This is a genomic window from Paenibacillus sp. P32E, from assembly GCF_001909085.1.
Classification (GTDB): Bacteria; Bacillota; Bacilli; order Paenibacillales; family Paenibacillaceae; genus Paenibacillus_AQ; species Paenibacillus_AQ helianthi.
Genome location: NZ_LVYY01000009.1, coordinates 164,252 through 184,303 on the forward strand (window position 1 = coordinate 164,252; position 20,052 = coordinate 184,303).

A 20,052-nucleotide genomic window follows, 5' to 3' on the forward strand; every position below is an offset into this window, starting at 1 on the left:
GCAAGAACAAACAGGAGGCTATAATGATGATTTCAGCAATTGAAGAAGTAACGGGACGGATTGCTCCGCCGGATGAACAAGCCGAACTGCAGGCAGCGATTCGCCTGAACAGTCTGACCAAGCCGCCGGGAAGCCTCGGACGCCTGGAAGCGCTGGCTGTCCGGCTGGCCGGCATCTCGAAGAAGGCTCAGCCCAGTTACGGCACACGCACCGTTGTTGTAATGGCTGCCGACCACGGCGTCTGCTGTGAGGGGATTAGTGCTTTTCCGCAGGAAGTTACTGTGCAGATGGCCTATAATTTTCTCACCGGTGGGGCGGCGGTCAATGTCCTGGCCCGTCAGGCGGGAGCAAGCGTGCAGTTCGTGGATATCGGAATCAATGCGGAGCTTGAGCATCCGGAACTGATCAACCGCAAGGTGCGGCCGGGAACGGGCAATATGGCAGCAGGACCAGCCATGAGCCGGGAAGAGGCTCTTCAGGCTGTACTTGTCGGTGTAAATGTTGCCCGGGAAGCAGTTAAGAACGGAACGGAGATTTTTATCACCGGTGAAATGGGCATCGGTAATACAACGGCCAGTGCCGCCATTCTGTGCGCTCTGGAGGGCATCTTGCCGGAGGTTGCTGTGGGCCGCGGAACAGGGATTGATAATGAACGGCTGCTGCATAAAATTGAAGTCGTAGCGCGTGCACTGCGCGTGAATTCTCCAAACCCGGCAGATCCGCTGGATGTGCTTGCCAAGGTAGGCGGACTTGAGATCGCTGGTCTGGCCGGGCTCATTCTTGGAGCCGCTGCACTCCGCGTACCCGTCATTCTGGACGGATTCATCTCCGGTGCCGCTGCACTTGTGGCGAAGGCCATTGCGCCTGAATCCACAGCGTATATGATTGCTTCCCATGTGTCGAATGAGCAGGGCCATAAGCTGATGCTGGAGCGCCTGGGACTGGAAGCACTGCTTGATTTGGGGCTGCGTCTGGGCGAAGGAACGGGAGGCGTGCTTAGCCTTCACCTGATTGACGCGGTCAGCCGCATCATGACGGAGATGGCTACCTTTGAGAGCGCCGGAGTTTCCGGGGCTGAGGGAAAATGAGCATCCTTGTAACCGGAGGAGCGCGGAGCGGAAAAAGCGGCTTCGCCGAACGGCTGACGCTCTCCCTGGCGGATCAGGCCGTATATGTAGCTACCGGACAAGCCTTTGATGAAGAAATGAAGGCAAGAATTACCCTGCACCGCAAGCTTCGCGAAGCGAATGGCAGTGCCTGGGAGACGCTGGAGGAGCCGCATGCTCTGCCAGCGCTTCTGGACCGTCTCTCCGGCGGAAAGGCGGTGCTTGTGGATTGCCTGACACTATGGCTCACTAATGTGTTGCTGGCCGTGGAGGATCAGGAGGACAGACAGGAACGGGTGGAGCGGGAAATCGCCCGCTTGGAGCACAGTGTATCGTCTTTTCAGGGTACACTGGTGCTGGTGACGAATGAGGTGGGGGACAGCATTGTGCCGGAATATGCGCTTGGCCGGCTGTATCGGGATCTGGCCGGACGCATGAATGCGCTGCTGGCCCGGAGCAGTAAGCAGGTCTTTCTGGTCACTGCCGGCATTCCGATAGAGCTGAAAAGCAGGGAGTATCTGTTATGAGCGTACGTGGGGATGCTGCCGCCGCATTTCAGTTTCTTTCGCGGTTCCCGGTCAAGGGTGGCGGAGATTTCTCCCGCGATTTGCTGCAGCGCAGTGTGGTCTATTACCCGCTGGTTGGCGCAGCTATCGGACTGAGTGCAGCGCTGGGTGCAGGCATCGCGGCCTGGCTGCTGCCTGCCTGGCCGGCCGCTGTGATCACCCTCATTCTGTGGGTGGGGCTGACCGGCGGCCTGCATCTGGACGGCTGGATGGATAGTGCGGATGCGCTCCTCAGCTACCGTACACGTGAGCGAATGCTGGAGATCATGAAGGACAGCCGCGTAGGGGCCATGGGGGTGCTGGCCTGCGTGCTGCTTCTGCTGCTGAAGGCCTCGCTGCTAGCGGCATTCATCGAAGGCGGCTCCTGGGCGGAGCTGCCGCTGCTCCTGCTGCCGCCGGTCTGGGGCCGCTGGTACATGGTGCGGGCTATGGCCCGCTACCCGCTCGCCCGCGGCAATGAAGGGCTGGCCGCCAGCTTCAAGGGGCTGCCTGCCCGGCAGGAGCGGCGCACGCTGCTGCTGGCAGCGCTGCTCTCGCTGGCCGCAGCCGCCGCGCCTCTGGCGCTCGGCGCGGACAGCGCCTGGCCGCAGCTGCTGGCGGCGGCCATCCTTGCGCCGGCTCTGGCGCTGGCCTGCGGCACGCTTGCGGCCCGGCGGATCAGCAGCCGGCTCGGCGGGCTCACCGGCGATGTGTACGGCGCACTGAACGAGCTGCTGGAGGCGCTGCTCCTGCTGCTTCTGGTGCTGTTACAGCATAACCTGTAGCGCGCCGAGCCTTAGAACGCTTATCATAGCCGGCCTGTGTGCCGGCTTATTTTAAGAATATAAGCATTTATATGTTTCACGCTAACAATCATCCTTATATTTCTCCGGCAGCAGAATAATAGCAAGGAGGCTTGGCAATGGAAGATCAAGCAGTAACTACACGTATGAAGCCACAGCCTGCGGCTGTGCTGATGATCCAGGGAACAGCTTCGGATGTCGGGAAAAGTCTGGTTACCGCCGCTATTGGGCGGATTATGACCCGGGACGGATACCGGACAGCGCCTTTCAAATCGCAGAATATGGCGTTGAATTCCTACGTCACTGTGGACGGCAAGGAAATCGGCCGTGCCCAGGGCATGCAGGCTGAAGCATTCGGCACTACCGCGACCACCGATATGAATCCGATTCTGTTGAAGCCCTCCGGCGAGATGAGTGCGCAGATTGTAGTGCACGGCGTGCCGCATGCAGCGCTGAGCGCCCGCGAATACCGGGAGAAATTCCTGCCGGAAGCCAAAAGCACGGTGATGGATGCGCTTGGACGGCTGCGGAGCTCTTATGATGTCGTATTGATGGAGGGTGCAGGCAGCCCGGCTGAGATCAACCTAAAGGCGAGGGACATCGTCAATATGAACCTTGCGGGATGGGCGGATGCTCCGGTGCTACTGGTGGCCGACATAGACAGGGGCGGTGTGTTTGCTTTTCTGGTCGGTACCTTGGAGCTGCTGGAGCCGCATGAGCGGGCTCGTGTCAAAGGCTTCATTATCAATAAATTCCGCGGCGATCTGTCGCTGCTGCAGCCTGGGCTCGATTGGCTGGAGCAGCGGACAGGCATACCGGTTCTGGGAGTTCTGCCATTTCTGCCTCAATTGCGGATCGAAGCTGAGGATTCCGTGGTTCTGGAAGGAACGACTGGACGGTTGCGGGCGATGAAGGGCAAAGAGCTGGATATCGCCATCATCCGCTACCCGAGAATCTCCAACTTCACCGATTTTGATCCTCTGGAGGACGAGCCGGATGCTGCTGTGCGCTATGTGGCAGCCGCTGATGAGCTGGGCACGCCGGATGCCATCATCCTGCCGGGGACTAAGAACACAGGTGCCGATTTGGATTATCTGCGGGAACAGGGTTTCCCGGAAGCTATCGCAGCCGCAATGAACCAGGGGACCAGACAGCTTGTTGGCATCTGCGGAGGGTATCAGATGCTGGGCCTGAAGCTGTATGACCCGCATGCGGTAGAAAGTTCAGAACCGGGTGAAAGAGAAGGGCTTGGGCTTTTACCACTGTCCACTTCTTTTCTCCAGCAGAAGACTACGGTCCGTGCCAGCGGTGTACTGGCTCAGAACCATCCGCTGCTCTTAGGCGGAACGCCTCCCGGATCGGTAACGGAACTCTCTATTGAAGGGTATGAAATTCATATGGGAACCACTGTGAACCATGATCCCTCTTTGGTCAGAAGCCTCTTTCTGCTGAAGGGACCGGAAGGGAGTACGCAGCTCGAAGGTTGGGGAACACCGGAGGGCCAGGTCTGGGGAACCTATCTGCATGGATTGTTCCACAATGACGGCTTACGCAGAGCCTGGCTTGATGGTCTGAGACTCTCCAAAGGGCTGATACCGCTTGCGCAGACCTTCTCGGCAGCAGCGCTGCGTGAACAGGAGTTTGACCGGCTGGCGGATAGCGTGCGTGCGAACCTTGACATGGCAGCAGTCTATGAGATCATGGGGTTAACTCAAACAGGGAGGTAACCATGGCCATAGCGATTCTTCTCTTTATCGTTGCCGGTCTGGCCGAAATTGGCGGCGGGTATCTGGTCTGGCTGTGGCTGCGCGAATCGCGTCCGCTCTGGTATGGAGGAGTTGGAGCGCTGATTCTCGTAGCATACGGCATTATTCCTACCCTGCAGAAGTTTCCTTCCTTCGGCAGAGTCTATGCAGCCTATGGCGGGGTATTCATCGTGCTGGCCGTGCTATGGGGCTGGCTGGTGGATAAAAAAACACCAGATCTCTACGACTGGATCGGTGCCGGCATTTGTGTAATCGGAGTGGCCGTCATTCTTTGGGCTCCCAGACATTGACCGGCAGCAAGCGTGAGTGCTCACCAGTGTGCCGGGACTCAAGGCCGCACCACATGCACACAAAAACAGCAACGGGTGCCGTTCCTTCATAGGACGGCACCCGTTGCTGTATGCTTCTTCGGCGATTATCACAATCTCCGCCGGACTAAATTTTGAACTGCTGCACCGCTTCCTGCAGCTTCACGGCCTGCTGGTACAAATGCTCTACAGTCTCTGCATGAACTTCAAGCTCCTGATGCTGCTGCTCGGAGTTGGCAGCAAGCGTGTCGGCATTTTGCTGTGACTTGGAAGTGATCTGGGCTGTTTCTTCCACGGAGGCACTAACCTCCTCGGTGCCTGCCGAAATTTGCTGTGTAGCGGCAGATACGGACTGAACGCTGTGGTTGATGCTCTGAATAAGAATCAGCAAGTGGCTAAAAGCATTTCCGGCCTCAGACACTTTGCCCACACCCGAAGCCACCTCAGCATTCACATGATTCATTTCTTCCACCGAACGGCTCATATCCTCCTGTAGGCTAAGCAGGAACTCACGGATTTGTTCATTCGATTCTTTGGATTGCTCGGACAGCTTGCGGACCTCTCCGGCAACCACTGCAAAACCGCGGCCGTGTTCACCCGCCCGTGCGGCTTCAATGGAAGCATTCAGCGAGAGCATTTGAATCTGCTTGGTGATCTCTGTAATTCCCTGGACTACTTCACCGATCTGCATAGAACGCTCATTCATGATGCGGAACTGCTCCAGCGACTTCACCGAAGCCTCTGCCACATGGCGCATCTGATCCACAGCGCTCTGAGCGATGTCATTGCCGCCCGAGGCCTCTTGGGAAGCCTCAATGATCTGTTCGGTAACTTCACCTGCGGCTGAAGCAATATGCTGGATGCCGATATTGATCTCGTCCATCGCCCGGGAATTATCCTGCGCGCTGCCGGCAATGGCCGTGCTGCCTTTGCCGATTTCCACAACAGACAGGGCGGATTCCTCAGCCATCCCGTTCAGAATGTCAGTGCGTTCCTTCAAGACATTGGAATCCGCGACCACAATGCTGGAGGTATCCAGAACCTGTCCAATCATCTCTCTCAGCCTCTCGCTCATGGTCCGGAAGCTCTCGGCCAGCTGGCCTACTTCATCGTTGCCTTTAATCTCCAGATGCTGGGTGAAGTCCCCGCTGGCCAGCTTCGTGCTGTAGACTGCAAGCTGTGTGATCGGACGTGTGATTCTGCGAGTCATAAGCAGCGCAGCGCCCACACCAACGATCAGCACACCCAACGTGATTCCTGCACTAACCCAAAGGATACTGTTCATTTTATTCTGGATAAAAGCAACATCTGAACTTGCTCCGATGACCATTGTAGTGCCGGGAACCCCGACATACGCGGTCTTATGTATTCCGTGACTATCACTGTATATTTCACTAAGTCCGGCTTTTCCCTTGGTCGCCTGCTCCATGGCGGGTTGTACCTCAATGCTCTCATCCGGCTGCAGCTTCGCTCCATGATCTGCAGTTAATACAGTAGCTTTGCCTTCCTTCAAATCGATGAGAAAGATGGTTTCCAAGCCATGCTGTTTTCGTTTATCCTGAAAATAAAATTCAATCGTTGTCATTGATTGTTCGTTTTTGTTCAGAGTCTGCTGGGCATATGTCGCATTCATATTTTTATAGATGTCCTGCGCGGAACTGGTCAGAATCTTGTCAATCTGCGGGATCACATAACTGTCAAAGGTATTGATAGATATGAAATAATAGCTGGTACTTAATAAAGCAGATGACAGCAACAGAACAATGAACAGCAAAAACGTAAATCTACGGCCAATGGATTTCTTGACTTGAAACATTTCATTCTCTCCTTTTCCTTCAATTACATCCTTCTATCCCATGCCAATGCTTTTCGGGCAGGCAAGCAGCAATATATTCCGTAGGTAGGGTCATATATGAAGCTATCTTTTCCGGGAATGTGATTGATAACTATTCTATAGAATTAACCTCAGGTTGAATAGTGAAAAATTGCTTAATGATGAAGAATTTTCAGAAAATTTATGTATATTTATCGAATACTTTGGCTGTTTTATGAAAAAAATGAATTTATATTTCATAGCATGTTAGCTTTGATTGTGGTAGAGTAGAAATGTTTTGTTCTCAAAAAAAGAACGCCGCGGTTCGTAACCATCCCGCGTAACCAAAACTAGGAGGAATAATAGATTCGTGTTTAATTTGTTGTGGGGAATGTTGTTCGTAGTTGTCAATTTTGGTTTCTATCTGCTTTGCTACCGGCTTTTTGGCAAAAAAGGCCTGTATGCCTGGGTCGGTGTGGCTACTGTCATCGCCAACATTCAGGTCGCCAAGACGATTGCCTTGCCCTTCGATATTGTGATGACACTGGGCAACACGATGTATGTCACACTCTATATGACCAATGACCTGTTGAATGAGAAATATGGAAGAGCCGAGGCGCGGAATGCGGTGTGGTTTGGTTTTTTTACATTGCTGATGACTACGGTAATCATGCAGATGGTGCTGTGGTTCGAGCCCCAGGAGACGGATTTCGCCCAACATTCGCTCGAGATCATCTTTGGTCTGATGCCGCGTCTCGCGGCGGGAAGCCTAACCGCTTATTTTATCAGCCAGTTTCTTGATGTCCGGCTGTATGCCTGGATTCGCAAATATTACAGCAGTTCAAGACAGCTCTGGATCCGCTCCAACGGCAGTACGATGGTCAGTTCTTTTGTTGATACACTAATTTTCTGCACCATTGCCTTTGCCGGAACTTATGATCTGCGGGTATGGACAGAAATTCTGCTGACCACGTATATCGTGAAATTTCTGCTTACCGGTGCCGGAACACCAATTCTGTACATTGCCCGTTCCTTCAAATTTGCAGAGGACGAGTTGCCTGCTCAACCGGCGGCAGATTCACGCAGCGCTTCCTGAAGCCTGGGAGAAGAATCGCCGCACCACAGAGGGTGCCTTATCATTGCATCAAAAAAAGCAGCAAACCACTCCGGGAGGAGCTGGTTTGCTGCTTTTTTATTAATGTAAGGATTTACGCTATAAATCTATAAATGCAGCACCGTCAGCTCTTTCGGCATAGTCGTCAGCGTCTTGGGACCCTCTGGTGTAATCCAGACATCATCTTCAATCCGGACGCCTCCCAGACCCGCTACATAAATACCTGGCTCTACAGTGAAGACATTGCCGATGTCGATGAAATCCCCATTCATTCCGTGCAGTGAAGGATATTCATGTGTGTCCATCCCGAGGCCATGTCCGACCCGGTGCATGAAATACTCGCCGTAGCCTGCGGCTTCGATCACTTCACGGGCCGCGCGGTCCACCGAACCGAAGGTCGCTCCGGCCCGCGAAGCAGCAATACCGGCTTCATTGGCAGCCAGAACCGTGTTGTAGATTTCAACCAGCTTGGGATTTGCCTCTTCAACGGCATAGGTGCGGGTGATATCGGAGGCATAGCCTGCGGCGTATACGCCGAGGTCGAACATCAGGAAGTCACCCGGCTGAATGACCCGGCTGCCAGGCACACCGTGGGGCAGTGCGGTATTCGGACCGGAGAGGACCATCGTATCGAAGGAAGGGCCGGAAGCGCCAACCTTTTTCATCAGATAGTCCAGCTCGGCCACCAGCTCGATTTCGCTGACTCCGGCTTTGACATGAGTGAGGCCTTGACGGAGTACCTCCTCCACCAGCTCGGCGGCATGCTTCATGCGGCTGACTTCCTCCGGGGTTTTCTTCGCGCGCATCGCCCGCAGGATAGGGCCGATATCACGGAAAACATCCGCAGGAACCGCTTCTGCCAGTTGTTCATAACGGCTCACGGTGAAGTGCTCCTTCTCGATGCCCAGCGTTCCGGGCCTCAAGCCTGCAAAACATGATTTCAGCAGCTCATACGGATTATCCGTGTCGCTGTGTGTCAGAATCTTGGTCACTGAGGAGGCAGCAGAAGCGGCTTCGGCATCGAGTGCGGGAACGATCAGCACCGGCTCCTCGCCGCGGATCAGCAGCAGTCCCAGAAAACGCTCATGAGGATTGCTGGCAAATCCGGTCAAATAGTACACATGCTTCGGATCGGTGACGAGCAGCGCATCCAGGCTCCCGCCAGCCATTCCCTGCTCCAAAGTGGATAGAGCCTTATTCATTTCATTAGTTCCCCTTTCGGATTCACGTTAAAATCAACGTTCTCATTATAGATCATAACTCGTCAGGGTGCACGTGCAGTGACGCTGGTTATTGAACGGGAAACGGATAATCATGTATTTCTTACATGTTCGTGAAATGCACAACTTTAGTCCTATCTCTATCTTGGGTTTATTGGGGGAATGTGACAAATTATCTTTTTTTACGATAAAATGCGAGATTTTAATACAGGAATAGATTGACATCTAATAGGCCGTTGGGTAGGATTTCCACTAGGTCTATCTAATTATGACAATTCTGCTGGGGGAGTAGTCATGGGTAGGATACTATCATGGGGAAAAGGGAGACATCTATGTATTCAAAAAGGTTGAGAACTACGGTTTCACTGGTTTTAGTTTTACTTTTATCTTTTCTAAGTGTGCTGGAGGTATCGGCGGCATCTTTGAAGGCGGGGGTGGTAACCTCGGAAAAAATGCTGAACGGGAAGCAAAAAATCTCCGTCAACAGCGTACTGGATGTAACCTACGGTGATTATACGACGCTAAATACGGTGAAATTCTCCCTTCTTAAGGAAGGGAATGAAGTAGCCAGTCAATCGAGGTCGAAATACCAGATCGAGCATATGTCTGCAGCAGACTCGGTTTACTCTGTCTATTATTCCAACATTGCCTTTGAGGGGCTGAATGCAGGAGAGGAATACACTCTGCGGGCAGAGTACCAGGGAAAGTCGGGGGTAGTCGTTACAGATCCCCAGAGCATAACAATCCCTGCTTCAACAAAAATTAAAGTGGTCGTAGAACATATGGCCAAAGACTCGGATACATACGTGGAAGCCGCTGCAGGGGAAGTTCGCAGTGATGATAAAAGCATCAGAATCTCGTTTATGAGCAATGGGGTGCCGCTGGTAAATGAGAGAATTGGAGTATCGGCGTATGCTAAGTATTCTAATGGCTTTGTTACCAATTCCCTAGGTCAGATCGAACTGGTGGGCAAAGCAGATTTCCCATTAGTGAACTCTGTCCTGATCCTTTCTGTCAAATCAGGAACGGATAACTATGAGGCCACACCAGTGTATATTACGGATAAGCAGGAGGCAGGGACATATACAGCTGCTATCCGTTATCTTGATGCTGATGGTAATCTGATGCGCCAGAACTATGACAATTCTAGCTGGCCAAACGGTGTTGTTCAAAGAATTGGTGTTTCTGGACTAGATGTGCTGGTTCTAAAAACAGCCGGTATAACAGGTGATTTCAAAACACTCATTAAATCCGCAAACAATGAAATGTATATGTTCCATACGAGCCAATCGGCGCTGTACTCCGCCGTAGACGGAAGTCATCTTGCCATTATCCAGAATGGCAGTGACTATAGCCGCCTGAACCTGAAGTACTCTTGGGATGGAGCGCCATTAGAGGTGAAATCCGTCTCTGTTACAGCGAATAATCACTATAAACAGCTCAGCAGCTCCAACATCTCTCAGGATATAACTGCAAATGTATTATACGTTAAGAAAGACATCGAATACGATGTCACAGCCGTTGCCGCTATTCCGGGAACGGACAGCAGAGTTGTGTTGCATCATCAGATAAAGCCGGGTGAACCGGTTAGTACCATAGAGTATGCAGCCAAGTCTGAGGACTTCAGTGCACTGAAGCTCCAGGTCCCGGATCGGGGACAAGGTCAAGGTCAGATCAAGGTATCCTTTTTAAATGCCAAATTGAACTTCAACCAGGCCAGCGTAACAGTGCCTTCAGCGGATTCAACCGTGTATGTTCACAAAGGGGAAGAAATTCACCGTCTGACTGCGACAACAACAATCGGAAATAATGGCAGCAGCAGCTATACGAATCAGGTTGTTCTGAAATCCTTTTTCACGCCGGTAGAGAAAGAGTATTCCCTTAAGGCTGGAAGCAGCTACAAATCGCAAATTATTCTGAATGTGCTGGGCTCCAATTATTATGCTCAGGACGAAGTCCGCAACCAGATCGTTCTGGGTGAAAACCTGGAGACGCGGGTGGTTATGACTGACGAGAATCAGAATGTTGTGGATCTGAACGGCAACTACAGAATTCAGATTCTGGATGCAGCCGGAGCTATCGTTGAAGAGAATTCGCTCTATTGGACTACGGAAGAAAAGGATGGCTATCTCCAGCGTGTGAACAAACGGGAATGGAAACCTGTGAAGTCCGGAGACTATAAAGTCCAATTTGTCCCTTACTTCTATCAGAATGGGGGATATGTGAAGGGTGAAGTTCTTGCTGAAGCCGACCTGAAAGTCTTGTCTAAGCAGGAACTGGAAGTGGAAGTCCGCGATAAGGCTGGTAAGCTGGTCGACTTGGTGAATAAACCTTATCTAACCGTGGATCAAGCCGGGAAGGTTACCTTCACTGTACGTGAACATGTAACAGGGGCTGTTGGTAAGGCTCTTCCAGGTGTGAAAATTACTCGTTATGGAAAGGAAATAGGAATCACTGATGCAGAGGGGCAATTCACACTGCCTGCAAGCGAAAGCTCCTATCTTGGAGAGTTCTTCTTCCAAAAATCGGATTACTTGTCCAAAACGGTATCGGTAGCTGTAATTGATCCGAAAACGCAATCCGTAATACGGGTCCGGGGACTCGATAAGCCGGAGGGGGAATATGCCGGCGGAGTGCCGCTGGATTATGCCTATGTGCAGGCTAGAATCAAGAAAAGCGACGGCACATATATTCAACAGACTGAGTATATCAACATTGATGACCAGCAGGCTTTTCTTATTGTAGAGGCACCTTCGGTAGTCGGTGTAGACTTTATGCGCTACAACCGCAGCAATATGGGAGTAGAGTCCAAATACGGGTATTATATGTACGGTTCTGTGCAAACCAATCCAGGCAAGGAATATTCACTGGTGCTGGATGCCAGAGATCCTCTTCAAGAGGTAAGTAAAGTCAAGCTTACAGAGTATATGGAGGAATTATCTCTTATCCGTAAAGGATTGTCAGGAGTGGATTATGTTCCTTATGTAATCGACAGCAACAGCAGTGATCAGAACTACTTCTATGCTACAGAGGGAACTTACAGTGTATTAGCTCATACCAGCAGAGACACTTTCATTTATCGTGATAATGTAGTAGTCACCAAAGGGGATAACACATGGCTGTATACGGATTCTGCCAGTGATCTGGCTACGGTCGTTGCACCGGAATCAGGAAGCATCTACACGGTGGATTACATCACAGCAGATCAATCGAAGCTTAGGGGTTATGCTTATGACGCTACACAGGTTCAACTGACACCCGGCGAAGTGATTGTGAATCTGGATCAGATGATCGGTAGTCTGGAGTATCAATATAATATCCACCTTTCAGGAGATACACTCAAAGCGGGAACCTTCAACGAGCTGAGTCCCGGCGCTATTGCCGGACTGGATATAGTGGGTCTGAAGAATGGGAAATTGGTTCGCAGCAGTGCCTATAACTCGCTGAATATCGGATTGGTTGATACAGCAGGTAACGCAATAAGCCAACTGTCCAAACCAAGAATTCTGGTTACAAGCTATGGTTCATCCAGCGGTCACACCACGATTAATCCGGAAGCATCTTCTTACACCATTGAGGATGAAGCGGGGAACAAGCTGTATGAAGGAAGTTCGTTAAGCTATCCATTGAATGCTTCCGTAGTGTTGAAAGACGGAAGCTATGTAGTGAAAGCGAATGTTACTATTGACGGAAAAACTTACACCCTTAACAAGAAAATCGTACTGGAAACGAAAGCGGGCACAATAGTTGATCCGGGAACCACTCCTCCAGGTGAAGATTTAGAGAACGGTGGCAGCACACCAGGAAACGGAAATAATCCTGGCAGCGGCACTGGTAGTGGTACAGGTGGTGGTACAGGCGGTGGCACAGGTGGCGGTACAGTAACAACTCCTGTACCAACCCAAGCGCCGAATGTAAGCGTAAATGAACAGAACACCAAGCTTCAGGAACTGATCAAAAATGTGACAGGGACACCGGCAGAGCGGGCAGCCGCAGCTCAAAGCGCACTAAGCAGTATTGCTAATTCGCTCAAATCCGTGACAACGGCTCAAGGGGCTGAGCAGAACAGCAAGAGCTTGTCCCAAGCCTTGGACAGCGCTGCCCAATTACTCGCAACGATTCAAGATCCGGCAGAGAAGCTGAAGATTGTCAGCTCAGTCAATGATCTGGTAAGCAGCGCTCCTTATGTGCTGAATCATCTGGAAACCGGTGAGAAGGCAGTTGCTTTTGCACAGTCACTGATTCAGAATGCAGCAGCAGTCTTGAATAACGCACAGGGGGTCGCTGCGGCCGATATCCTGAAAATCAAGAATGGCATAGTGTCTTCCAGCCAAGCGGCCCTGAACAAAGCTGGTGAAGTAACGATCGCCAAGGAATACGTAACGGTGGAGGGAAACTCTGTCTCCTCTCAATTGACAGAAGGATTGGTCAGCAAGCAGATTGAAGCCTCAAAAAAAGCTCTGGCTGCTGTATCAGAGGACCTGAACGCCAAGCTCGGTGCGGGTCTGGCCAGTGAACTCAAAGTTTCCTTGACCGTAGAGATCCCTCCGGTTGGTGAAGGTGTGAATAAGCTGAACACTTCGCTCCCATCGGAGATTCTGACGATGATACAGAACAATGGTATTGATGGACTCAAGCTACAGATGGGAAAAACAGCATTTACCATTGAGCCGGATACATTCGGTACAGTGAAAGCCGGGGAGAAGATTACCCTTGCAGCTGAAGTTGTGGAGAATGCTGTAATCGGCAAGCCTAGCCAGGCGGAACCGCTGGCTACCCTGCCTGTGATGGAATTCAGCGCAAAGGTAGGAGATAAGGCAGTCAAAAGCTTCGAGAAGCCGATCAACGTGTCCTTCGACGTATCTGCAATTGACACATCCAAATACTCGGCAGCCAGCCTTGAAAAACTCACAGTGTATGTGCTGAATGAGACCAGCCTGACCTGGGAAGCGGTTGGCGGTAAGTTTGATCCGGTTACACAAACCGTGACTGCGCTAAGAGGTCACTTCAGCCGTTATACCGTAATGCTGGGAAAAGGTGCATTTACGGATGTAGCTGAAAATCATTGGGCTGTGAAAGAAATCAATTACCTGTTAACTAAGGGGATTGTGGAGCAGACGGCCAAGTTTAATCCTTCGGATAAGGTAAACCGCGCACAGTTTGCTGCCTGGATTTCCAAAGCCTATGGTCTGGATGGCACAGGGCTGACTCTGCCATTCAAAGATCTCGCTGCCGGAAGCGCCGGTTATAATGAAATCGCCGCTGCTTATGCAGCAGGAATCATTACAGGCAAATCTGCTTCGGTTTTTGACCCTAAGGCGACCATTTCCCGCCAGGAAATGGCCACAATGCTGGCACGTGCTCTTACTCTCTATAACGGGGCTAAGAACGTTTCCGATCCAGGGAATGTAAATGCAGCCTTTACCGATAACGGTAAAATTGCCAAGTGGGCAGCTGCAGGTGTAGCTCTGACCAAGAGCAGCAAGCTCTTTGGGGGCTTTGAAGACGGTACCTTCCGTCCAGCACAAACGGCAACCAAAGCAGAAGCAGCAGCACTGATCTACAGACTTTATCAACTTAAGTAGAGTAAACTGTCCTATCATAAACTAAAGGCTGGCCTGCACGCAGATTAACATTCTACGGGCAGGCCAGCCTATTTGTGTATTAGAGCTTTTCTTCATCCCCTGATATGATGTAACATAATCTTAAATCATGTGCTTTGTAAAGGCCAGGCCGAAGCGGATGCCGTCCAAAAAAGAACGGCGGAGCCGTATCCACCTGGAGGAGAGGGGACTTGCCCATGCTAGGGAAGACGGTGCTGGTCACCGGAGGCAACTCCGGTATGGGACTGGCGACAAGCATTGAAATGGCCCGGCGGGGAGCGGCGGTCATTATGGCCTGCCGCAGCCGCCAGCGGGGAGAAGAAGCGCTGGCAGTAGTGAAGCGGCAAAGCGGGTCCGATCATATCAGGCTGATGCTGTGCGATCTGGCCTCGTTCAAGAGCATCAGCGCGTTTACGGAGGAATTCAAGGCCGGCTATCCCGTGCTTGATGTGCTGATTAATAACGCAGGTGTGGTTACAGTCAAGAGACAGCTCACGGCAGACGGGTATGAAATGGATTTTGGTGTGAACCATCTGGGCCACTTTCTGCTGACCAATCTGTTGCTGGAGCCGCTGGCTGCGGCAGAGCAGGGCCGGATTGTAGTGGTTGCCTCAGGAGCCTATAAAATCGGCAAACTTCATCTGGATGATCATACTCTCTCGCGCGGCTATAATCCGGCGAAGGCTTACGCCCGTTCCAAGCTGGCCAATATTTTGTTCACCCGGGAGCTGGCTTCACGGCTGCAGGGGACAAGGGTCACGGTGAACGCCGTGCATCCAGGTGCGGTTGGAACAAGCATCGGGGTGAACCGGGAGACTGGCTTTGGACGCTCGGTCCTGAAGCTGCTGTCTCATTTCTTTTTGACGCCGGAGCAGGGAGCAGATACAGCCATTTGGCTGGCAACAGCGCCGGAGCTGGGGGAAGTAAGCGGAGAGTATTATTACCGCCGTAAGGTTCAGGAGCTGTCCCCCAGAGCGCGGGATGCTGCAGCCGCAGCACAATTGTGGCAGTGGAGTCTGGATCAGACCGGGCACGTTTGAAATTCATATATTTGCAGGAGGAATGGATCAATGGCAGCGCAGAATTACAGGATTGAAGATGCAGTGGCTGGGGATTTAGCGGCTATAGTAGATATTTATAACTCAACTGTTGCGGGAAGGATGGTGACTGCTGATCTGGAACCGGTGAGCATTCAGGACAGAGAGAAGTGGTTCCAGGAGCATAACAGTCATCACAGGCCGCTCTGGGTGCTCAAAAAAGACGGTGAAATCGCCGCCTGGTTTAGTTTCCAGTCTTTTTACGGCCGTCCGGCCTATAACGGTACTGCGGAAATCAGCGTCTATGTAAATGAAAAATTCCGCGGCACAGGGGCAGGTAGCCTGCTGCTGGCCAAGGCTCTGGAGGAGTGCCCGCGTCTTGGCCTGCAGAATCTGGTCGGCTTTGTGTTTGGCCATAATGAGCCAAGCCTGTCGCTGCTGCGGAAATTCGGTTTTGAACAGTGGGGCCTGCTGCCCGGTGTTGCTGAGATGGACGGCATTCTGCGTGACCTGGTGATTATCGGCCGTAAACTGTGAGGAATGTCAGCTTCTCCGGTATCATTCCCGTGTTCTGGCTTAATGCGGACGGACAGATTCAGACTGGCACTCTTCGGCGGTAATCCATGAATCTGACCATTGCTGAAGATCCCGAATAACCGATTCCAGCGCCCGGCCTTTGTCTGTCAAAGAGTACTGGATTCGAACAGGTGTCTCAGGAAACACCTCACGGAGGACAATACCTTCTTGTTCAAGTTCCTTGAGCCGCTCTGAGAGCAACCGGCCGCTGACCGGCAGAGAGGCTTCGATAACACTAAACCGCTGGGGTCCCTGTAGAAGCTGGTAGATGATTAAGCCCGTCCAACGTCTGCCGATGATATCCATGCTTTTTTGTAACCGTGGACACAAGTCTGTAGATTTCATAAGGCTCACCTCTTAATTAACATTATAAACGAAAAGACCTTTAACTAAAACAAATTTGAAGTATAAAGCGTTTCCCCGAAAGGATGATTGAAGTGGCAAAAAAGAAAAAGCCAGCCCATACACCGCGCCCCGCAGCTCCGGAGGCTCCGGCAACTCTGAAGGATCTGCTGAGCAGCGATGTGCTGGAGAAGCTGAAGGCGCAGGGTGATGCCCTTAAGGCCGAAGAGAACGACAAAAAAGAAGCTGCCCGTAAGGCGGTGGAGGACCAGCGCAAGGCGGAGCAGAAGCGTCTGGAGAATGATTTTGCCCATTTGCTGGAGAACAGCAGCCAGGATTGGCACAAATTTAAATAAACATTTTTCCAGTAAAAGGATTGACATGAACCGGAACGTGCGTTTATATTGGGTTTATCAAATTAAAGGGAGGTCGATGAGTCATGATTGGAAATACACAGCTTATAACCGCATATAGAAGATCTGATCTCATCGGCCCCGTCCGGGAAACATGATGTGCACCGGCCTGTTCTGCTGAATTTACACAGGACAGGTGCGACTGGCATACTGTAATGAACCTTTGGCAGGGTGCTATATACGGAAACTCTGCGAAGAGCCGTGGATCAGAATGATGATCTGCGGCTCTTTTTGCGTACCCATTTTATTTGCTCCACACATTAATAGCTTACACTTTGAAGGGAATTGAACAACAATTATGAATATGAACATGCAACTTGCGGGCAATGATACGCCCCGTTATAAACATGAGCTTGCCCTGCCGGGCGGCGACCTGAAGGTATATGCCAGTGAGCAGCTGTTTGCCACACTGGATTACAAAGTGCTTGAGATGGCGAACAACAATCTGCAAATTCCCAATATCGAATATATGAGCTACACCCCGGATGTGCATGTAGGCGTCGGAACCTGCATTGGCACTACGGCAGTATGGGATGCCGCTGAAGGGTATGTGTCTCCCTCCATTGTGGGCAGTGATATCGGCTGCGGCATGCGCGTGCATCTGACGACATTGCATAAGGATGATCTCCGTGAAGTGAAGCTACGCCGGAAGCTGGTGCGCGCCATTGAGAAATATTTACCGATGGAGCAGCAGCAGAGGGGGACTTACAGTGATATCCGGCTGGAGAACATTGTTCGCAAAGGGATTCATGGGCTGCCAAACAAATATGTGCCGGACAGCTATACCCCGAAGAAGTCGAGCGCTTTGTCGCATGTTGAGATCAGCAAGCTCACGTTTGACGAGGAGATTCTGAATGAGCTTCCCGACATGGCCTGGCACCGGGGACACCGCCAGCTCGGAACCCTGGGCGGGGGCAACCACTTTGTGGAGATCCAGTCGATTGAAGTTGCGGAGGAGCAGCGTGAATTGGCTGAAGCTTGGGGGTTGCATGACGGCCAGATCGTCGTAATGATCCACTCGGGCTCCCGGGCCTGGGGAGGGATCGTCAACCAGTTCTGCACACCGGCCTTCGCCAAAGTGATGGGCCAACTGGGTCTCGGCAGTGCCGATCCGCGCCTGATCTATGCACCGCTGGCACATCCTCAGGCCCAGCGCTACGTCAATCTGATGTACTCAGCGCTGAACTATGCAGTGGTGAACCGCCATCTGATCGGCTACGCGGTCCGCGAGGGGTTCCGCGAAGTGTTCGGACCCAAATGTGAGCTGCGGACTCTTTACGACCTGATGCACAACTATGCCTGGCAGGAACAGACCGCTTCGGGGTCCAAATTCGTCCACCGCAAAGGGGCAACCCGCGCGCTGCCGGCCGGACACTCGGATAACCCACGGCCGTATGCGGCTACCGGCCATCCGGCGCTGATTCCGGGCTCCATGGGTACGGCCTCGTATATCATGGTCGGTCTCCCGGGAGGGGAAGAGAATTATTATTCCATCTGTCATGGTGCCGGACGGATCCGTTCACGATCTGCAACGAAGCGGCTGGTGTCGGTTCATGATTTTTCCAAGTCGATGAGAGTAGGCAAAGAGGATGAGATTGTGGTTAATCAGCATTCCCTGGAATCTATCATTGACGAATCGCCTCAAGCCTATAAGAATGTAGATGAGATAATAGAGAGCGTTACGGGCGCCGGGCTGGCTGCAGTCGTAGCCAAATGCAAGCCGCTCGCAGCGATAAAGGGGACCAAGTAACCATGGAGAAGGAGAACACGAAGCATACTGTAATTTATAAATACGACGAAAATACTGCTGGTATGATCAAGGGCTACGATGCCTACGCACGTCTGGTGGACGGTATTCTTGAGGCTCTGCACACCCGTTATGGTGTCCGTTATGAGCTATATGCCAGTGACGACCCCAACAGTGAATACTGGAAGCTGCTGGAGAATGATGTGCAGAGCGGCAATCCCGGCGTGGAGCATGTGGCGCGGATTTTTGACCGCCTGGAGGACCGGACATTTGTATATGACGATGACAAGGAGCAGCCGGAATACAGTATCCACTTGTCGATTCGCAATAACGTGTTGGCCTATCCGGATATGGGCGTGGCCCTTGCACGGGTCCCTGTATTTCAGGAGAACGGCATCAACTTCCAGGACTATGTGTTTGCTGCCTCCGACGGGCAGCTGCAGTTTTTTCTCGGCAATGTGCGCAAGCGGCAGCGGGAACAGAATATCAATAAGGTGACGGTGTACACCGACAGACGCAATGGAATCTTCCGTGAGGATGAACCGATTACACGTTCTGTCGGGCGTGAGGATGTGGTGCTGGAAGCGGGAATCAAAAAAGAAATTTTCCGTTCGCTTGACCAGTTTTTTGATTCGGACCGCAGCTTTTATGTAACCTATGACATTCCTTACAAAAGAGGGATTCTGCTGTACGGACATCCGGGGAACGGGAAGACCACGCTGGTCAAATCTATTGCAGGAAGCGTGCCTGGTCCGGTCGTCTATTGGCAGATTACCGAATACACCAGCAGTGAATCGGTGAATGAGGTGTTCGAAGCCGCAGCCCGGCTGGCGCCTATGGTGCTGGTGATCGAGGATATCGATTCGATGCCGCAGGAGGTCAGATCCTTTTTCCTGAATACGCTGGACGGGGCCACCTCCAAGGAAGGGGTTTTTCTAATCGGGACCACCAACTATCCGGAGAAAATAGATCCCGGACTCATGAACCGCGCCGGGCGCTTCGACCGGGCCTATGAGATCCGAATGCCGGACGAGGAGCTGCGGATGGAGTATCTGAAGCTGCGCGGCTTCACGGCGTTTGCCGGTGAAGAGGGAGTGGCCACCGCAGCGCGCCTGACGGCGGATTTCTCACTGACCCAGCTCGGTGAGCTGTATGTCAGCGCCGCACTGGAATGGCACGAGAACGGGCGGGCCGATGTCGAGGCCCTTGTCCGGGGGATGCGCGGCGAGCTAGATAAAGGCCGCAAGCGGGAATGGATGAAGGACGCTGCGTCGACTATCGGATTTTATTAAAACAGTAATTTTCATTATTGCATTTGCAGATAAGCTGTATTGCAGCGTAGGGGAGCCGGAGGGCTCCCTTTTTGCGTGCGCCTCACAGTCGCACTATCTAGGTGGTTCAAATCCACCCGGTGACTTTACCCTTTAAAGTGCCGTAGCCGAAGCAGACTTCCGGCAACCGAAGGTTGCCGGAAGGGCAGGGTGTCTTCCGTAAGGAAGAATCCGAAGGGCCTGCAGGCAAAGTCCAGCCCGGAATGCAGTGAACCAGAGGTGGCGGCGATGCTGGGTGACCCGCCGTAAAAACGGGGAAACCTATACGAAATCGTATATCTTACAGGAAAACACACAAAGGGAAATGACCTGCAAGACTCATCGACGT

16 protein-coding genes are annotated in these 20,052 nt (G+C 52.2%); 12 read left to right on the forward strand and 4 right to left on the reverse strand.

Translation table 11 applies throughout. The annotated features are described in order from the left end of the window. Positions 1-26 precede the first annotated feature (26 nt). The 5 genes from cobT (at position 27) to A3848_RS10600 (ending at position 4,510) form a co-directional block, all read left to right on the forward strand. The gene (gene cobT / locus A3848_RS10580; protein WP_074084922.1) at positions 27-1,088 is read left to right on the forward strand and encodes a nicotinate-nucleotide--dimethylbenzimidazole phosphoribosyltransferase; all 1,062 of its coding nucleotides are present in this window, start codon (positions 27-29) and stop codon (positions 1,086-1,088) included. Further along, positions 1,085-1,633, forward strand: a complete 549-nt coding sequence (cobU, locus tag A3848_RS10585; RefSeq protein ID WP_074084923.1) for a bifunctional adenosylcobinamide kinase/adenosylcobinamide-phosphate guanylyltransferase — start codon at positions 1,085-1,087, stop codon at positions 1,631-1,633. The genes cobT and cobU overlap by 4 nt, the downstream gene beginning before the upstream one ends. Further along, positions 1,630-2,436: an adenosylcobinamide-GDP ribazoletransferase gene (cobS, locus tag A3848_RS10590; protein WP_074084924.1), complete on the forward strand. Its 807-nt coding sequence runs from the start codon at positions 1,630-1,632 to the stop codon at positions 2,434-2,436. Before cobU ends, cobS begins: the two co-directional genes overlap by 4 nt. Before the next feature lie 137 nt (positions 2,437-2,573). After that, on the forward strand, positions 2,574-4,181 hold the full coding sequence (locus tag A3848_RS10595) for a cobyric acid synthase (protein ID WP_074084925.1): 1,608 nt from the start codon (positions 2,574-2,576) through the stop codon (positions 4,179-4,181). A gap of 2 nt (positions 4,182-4,183) precedes the next feature. Further along, positions 4,184-4,510: a YnfA family protein gene (locus tag A3848_RS10600; RefSeq protein ID WP_074084926.1), complete on the forward strand. Its 327-nt coding sequence runs from the start codon at positions 4,184-4,186 to the stop codon at positions 4,508-4,510. 145 nt (positions 4,511-4,655) lie between these two features. On the opposite strand, the gene A3848_RS10605 is transcribed toward A3848_RS10600, so the two are convergent. After that, positions 4,656-6,344: a methyl-accepting chemotaxis protein gene (locus A3848_RS10605; protein WP_074084927.1), complete on the reverse strand. Its 1,689-nt coding sequence runs from the start codon at positions 6,342-6,344 to the stop codon at positions 4,656-4,658. Between the two features lie 367 nt (positions 6,345-6,711). Between A3848_RS10605 and A3848_RS10610 the strand changes: the two genes are divergently transcribed. Continuing rightward, the gene (locus A3848_RS10610) at positions 6,712-7,437 is read left to right on the forward strand and encodes a queuosine precursor transporter (RefSeq protein ID WP_074084928.1); all 726 of its coding nucleotides are present in this window, start codon (positions 6,712-6,714) and stop codon (positions 7,435-7,437) included. Between the two features lie 125 nt (positions 7,438-7,562). Here A3848_RS10610 and A3848_RS10615 read toward each other — a convergent pair whose 3' ends face one another. Next, the gene (locus tag A3848_RS10615; protein ID WP_074084929.1) at positions 7,563-8,657 is read right to left on the reverse strand and encodes a M24 family metallopeptidase; all 1,095 of its coding nucleotides are present in this window, start codon (positions 8,655-8,657) and stop codon (positions 7,563-7,565) included. A gap of 365 nt (positions 8,658-9,022) precedes the next feature. On the opposite strand from A3848_RS10615, the gene A3848_RS10620 reads away from it, so the two are divergent. From A3848_RS10620 to A3848_RS10630, 3 genes are all read left to right on the forward strand, one after another. Next, positions 9,023-14,260, forward strand: a complete 5,238-nt coding sequence (locus A3848_RS10620; protein ID WP_178381966.1) for an S-layer homology domain-containing protein — start codon at positions 9,023-9,025, stop codon at positions 14,258-14,260. Positions 14,261-14,475: 215 nt separating this feature from the next. Then, complete coding sequence (locus A3848_RS10625; RefSeq protein WP_074084931.1) at positions 14,476-15,318, forward strand: SDR family oxidoreductase; 843 nt, start codon at positions 14,476-14,478, stop codon at positions 15,316-15,318. Between the two features lie 30 nt (positions 15,319-15,348). Continuing rightward, positions 15,349-15,852: a GNAT family N-acetyltransferase gene (locus A3848_RS10630; RefSeq protein ID WP_074084932.1), complete on the forward strand. Its 504-nt coding sequence runs from the start codon at positions 15,349-15,351 to the stop codon at positions 15,850-15,852. Positions 15,853-15,891: 39 nt separating this feature from the next. On the opposite strand, the gene A3848_RS10635 is transcribed toward A3848_RS10630, so the two are convergent. Next, on the reverse strand, positions 15,892-16,236 hold the full coding sequence (locus A3848_RS10635; protein WP_074084933.1) for a winged helix-turn-helix transcriptional regulator: 345 nt from the start codon (positions 16,234-16,236) through the stop codon (positions 15,892-15,894). An 83-nt stretch (positions 16,237-16,319) separates the two neighbouring features. Between A3848_RS10635 and A3848_RS10640 the strand changes: the two genes are divergently transcribed. From A3848_RS10640 to A3848_RS10650, 3 genes are all read left to right on the forward strand, one after another. After that, a complete protein-coding gene (locus tag A3848_RS10640) occupies positions 16,320-16,589 on the forward strand; it encodes a YqkE family protein (protein ID WP_178381967.1) in 270 nt (89 codons plus the stop codon). 361 nt (positions 16,590-16,950) lie between these two features. Continuing rightward, positions 16,951-18,396, forward strand: coding sequence for an RtcB family protein (locus A3848_RS10645; RefSeq protein WP_074084948.1), 1,446 nt, complete (start codon positions 16,951-16,953; stop codon positions 18,394-18,396). A 2-nt stretch (positions 18,397-18,398) separates the two neighbouring features. Further along, on the forward strand, positions 18,399-19,685 hold the full coding sequence (locus tag A3848_RS10650; protein WP_074084935.1) for an AAA family ATPase: 1,287 nt from the start codon (positions 18,399-18,401) through the stop codon (positions 19,683-19,685). A gap of 125 nt (positions 19,686-19,810) precedes the next feature. Here A3848_RS10650 and A3848_RS32660 read toward each other — a convergent pair. Further along, on the reverse strand, positions 19,811-20,052 hold a 242-nt coding region (locus tag A3848_RS32660; protein ID WP_208619429.1), incomplete at its 5' end, for a hypothetical protein.

Bases quoted from the DNA above. Each gene is read 5' to 3' on its own strand.
- A3848_RS10645 (WP_074084948.1), top strand. From the start codon at position 16,951: ATGAACATGCAACTTGCGGGCAATGATACGCCCCGTTATAAACATGAG.
- A3848_RS10630 (WP_074084932.1), top strand. From the start codon at position 15,349: ATGGCAGCGCAGAATTACAGGATTGAAGATGCAGTGGCTGGGGATTTA.
- A3848_RS10600 (WP_074084926.1), top strand. From the start codon at position 4,184: ATGGCCATAGCGATTCTTCTCTTTATCGTTGCCGGTCTGGCCGAAATT.
- cobU (WP_074084923.1), top strand. From the start codon at position 1,085: ATGAGCATCCTTGTAACCGGAGGAGCGCGGAGCGGAAAAAGCGGCTTC.
- A3848_RS10640 (WP_178381967.1), top strand. From the start codon at position 16,320: ATGATTGAAGTGGCAAAAAAGAAAAAGCCAGCCCATACACCGCGCCCC.
- A3848_RS10605 (WP_074084927.1), bottom strand. From the start codon at position 6,344: ATGTTTCAAGTCAAGAAATCCATTGGCCGTAGATTTACGTTTTTGCTG.
- A3848_RS10625 (WP_074084931.1), top strand. From the start codon at position 14,476: ATGCTAGGGAAGACGGTGCTGGTCACCGGAGGCAACTCCGGTATGGGA.
- A3848_RS10635 (WP_074084933.1), bottom strand. From the start codon at position 16,236: ATGAAATCTACAGACTTGTGTCCACGGTTACAAAAAAGCATGGATATC.
- cobS (WP_074084924.1), top strand. From the start codon at position 1,630: ATGAGCGTACGTGGGGATGCTGCCGCCGCATTTCAGTTTCTTTCGCGG.
- A3848_RS10595 (WP_074084925.1), top strand. From the start codon at position 2,574: ATGGAAGATCAAGCAGTAACTACACGTATGAAGCCACAGCCTGCGGCT.
- A3848_RS10615 (WP_074084929.1), bottom strand. From the start codon at position 8,657: ATGAATAAGGCTCTATCCACTTTGGAGCAGGGAATGGCTGGCGGGAGC.
- A3848_RS10650 (WP_074084935.1), top strand. From the start codon at position 18,399: ATGGAGAAGGAGAACACGAAGCATACTGTAATTTATAAATACGACGAA.
- cobT (WP_074084922.1), top strand. From the start codon at position 27: ATGATTTCAGCAATTGAAGAAGTAACGGGACGGATTGCTCCGCCGGAT.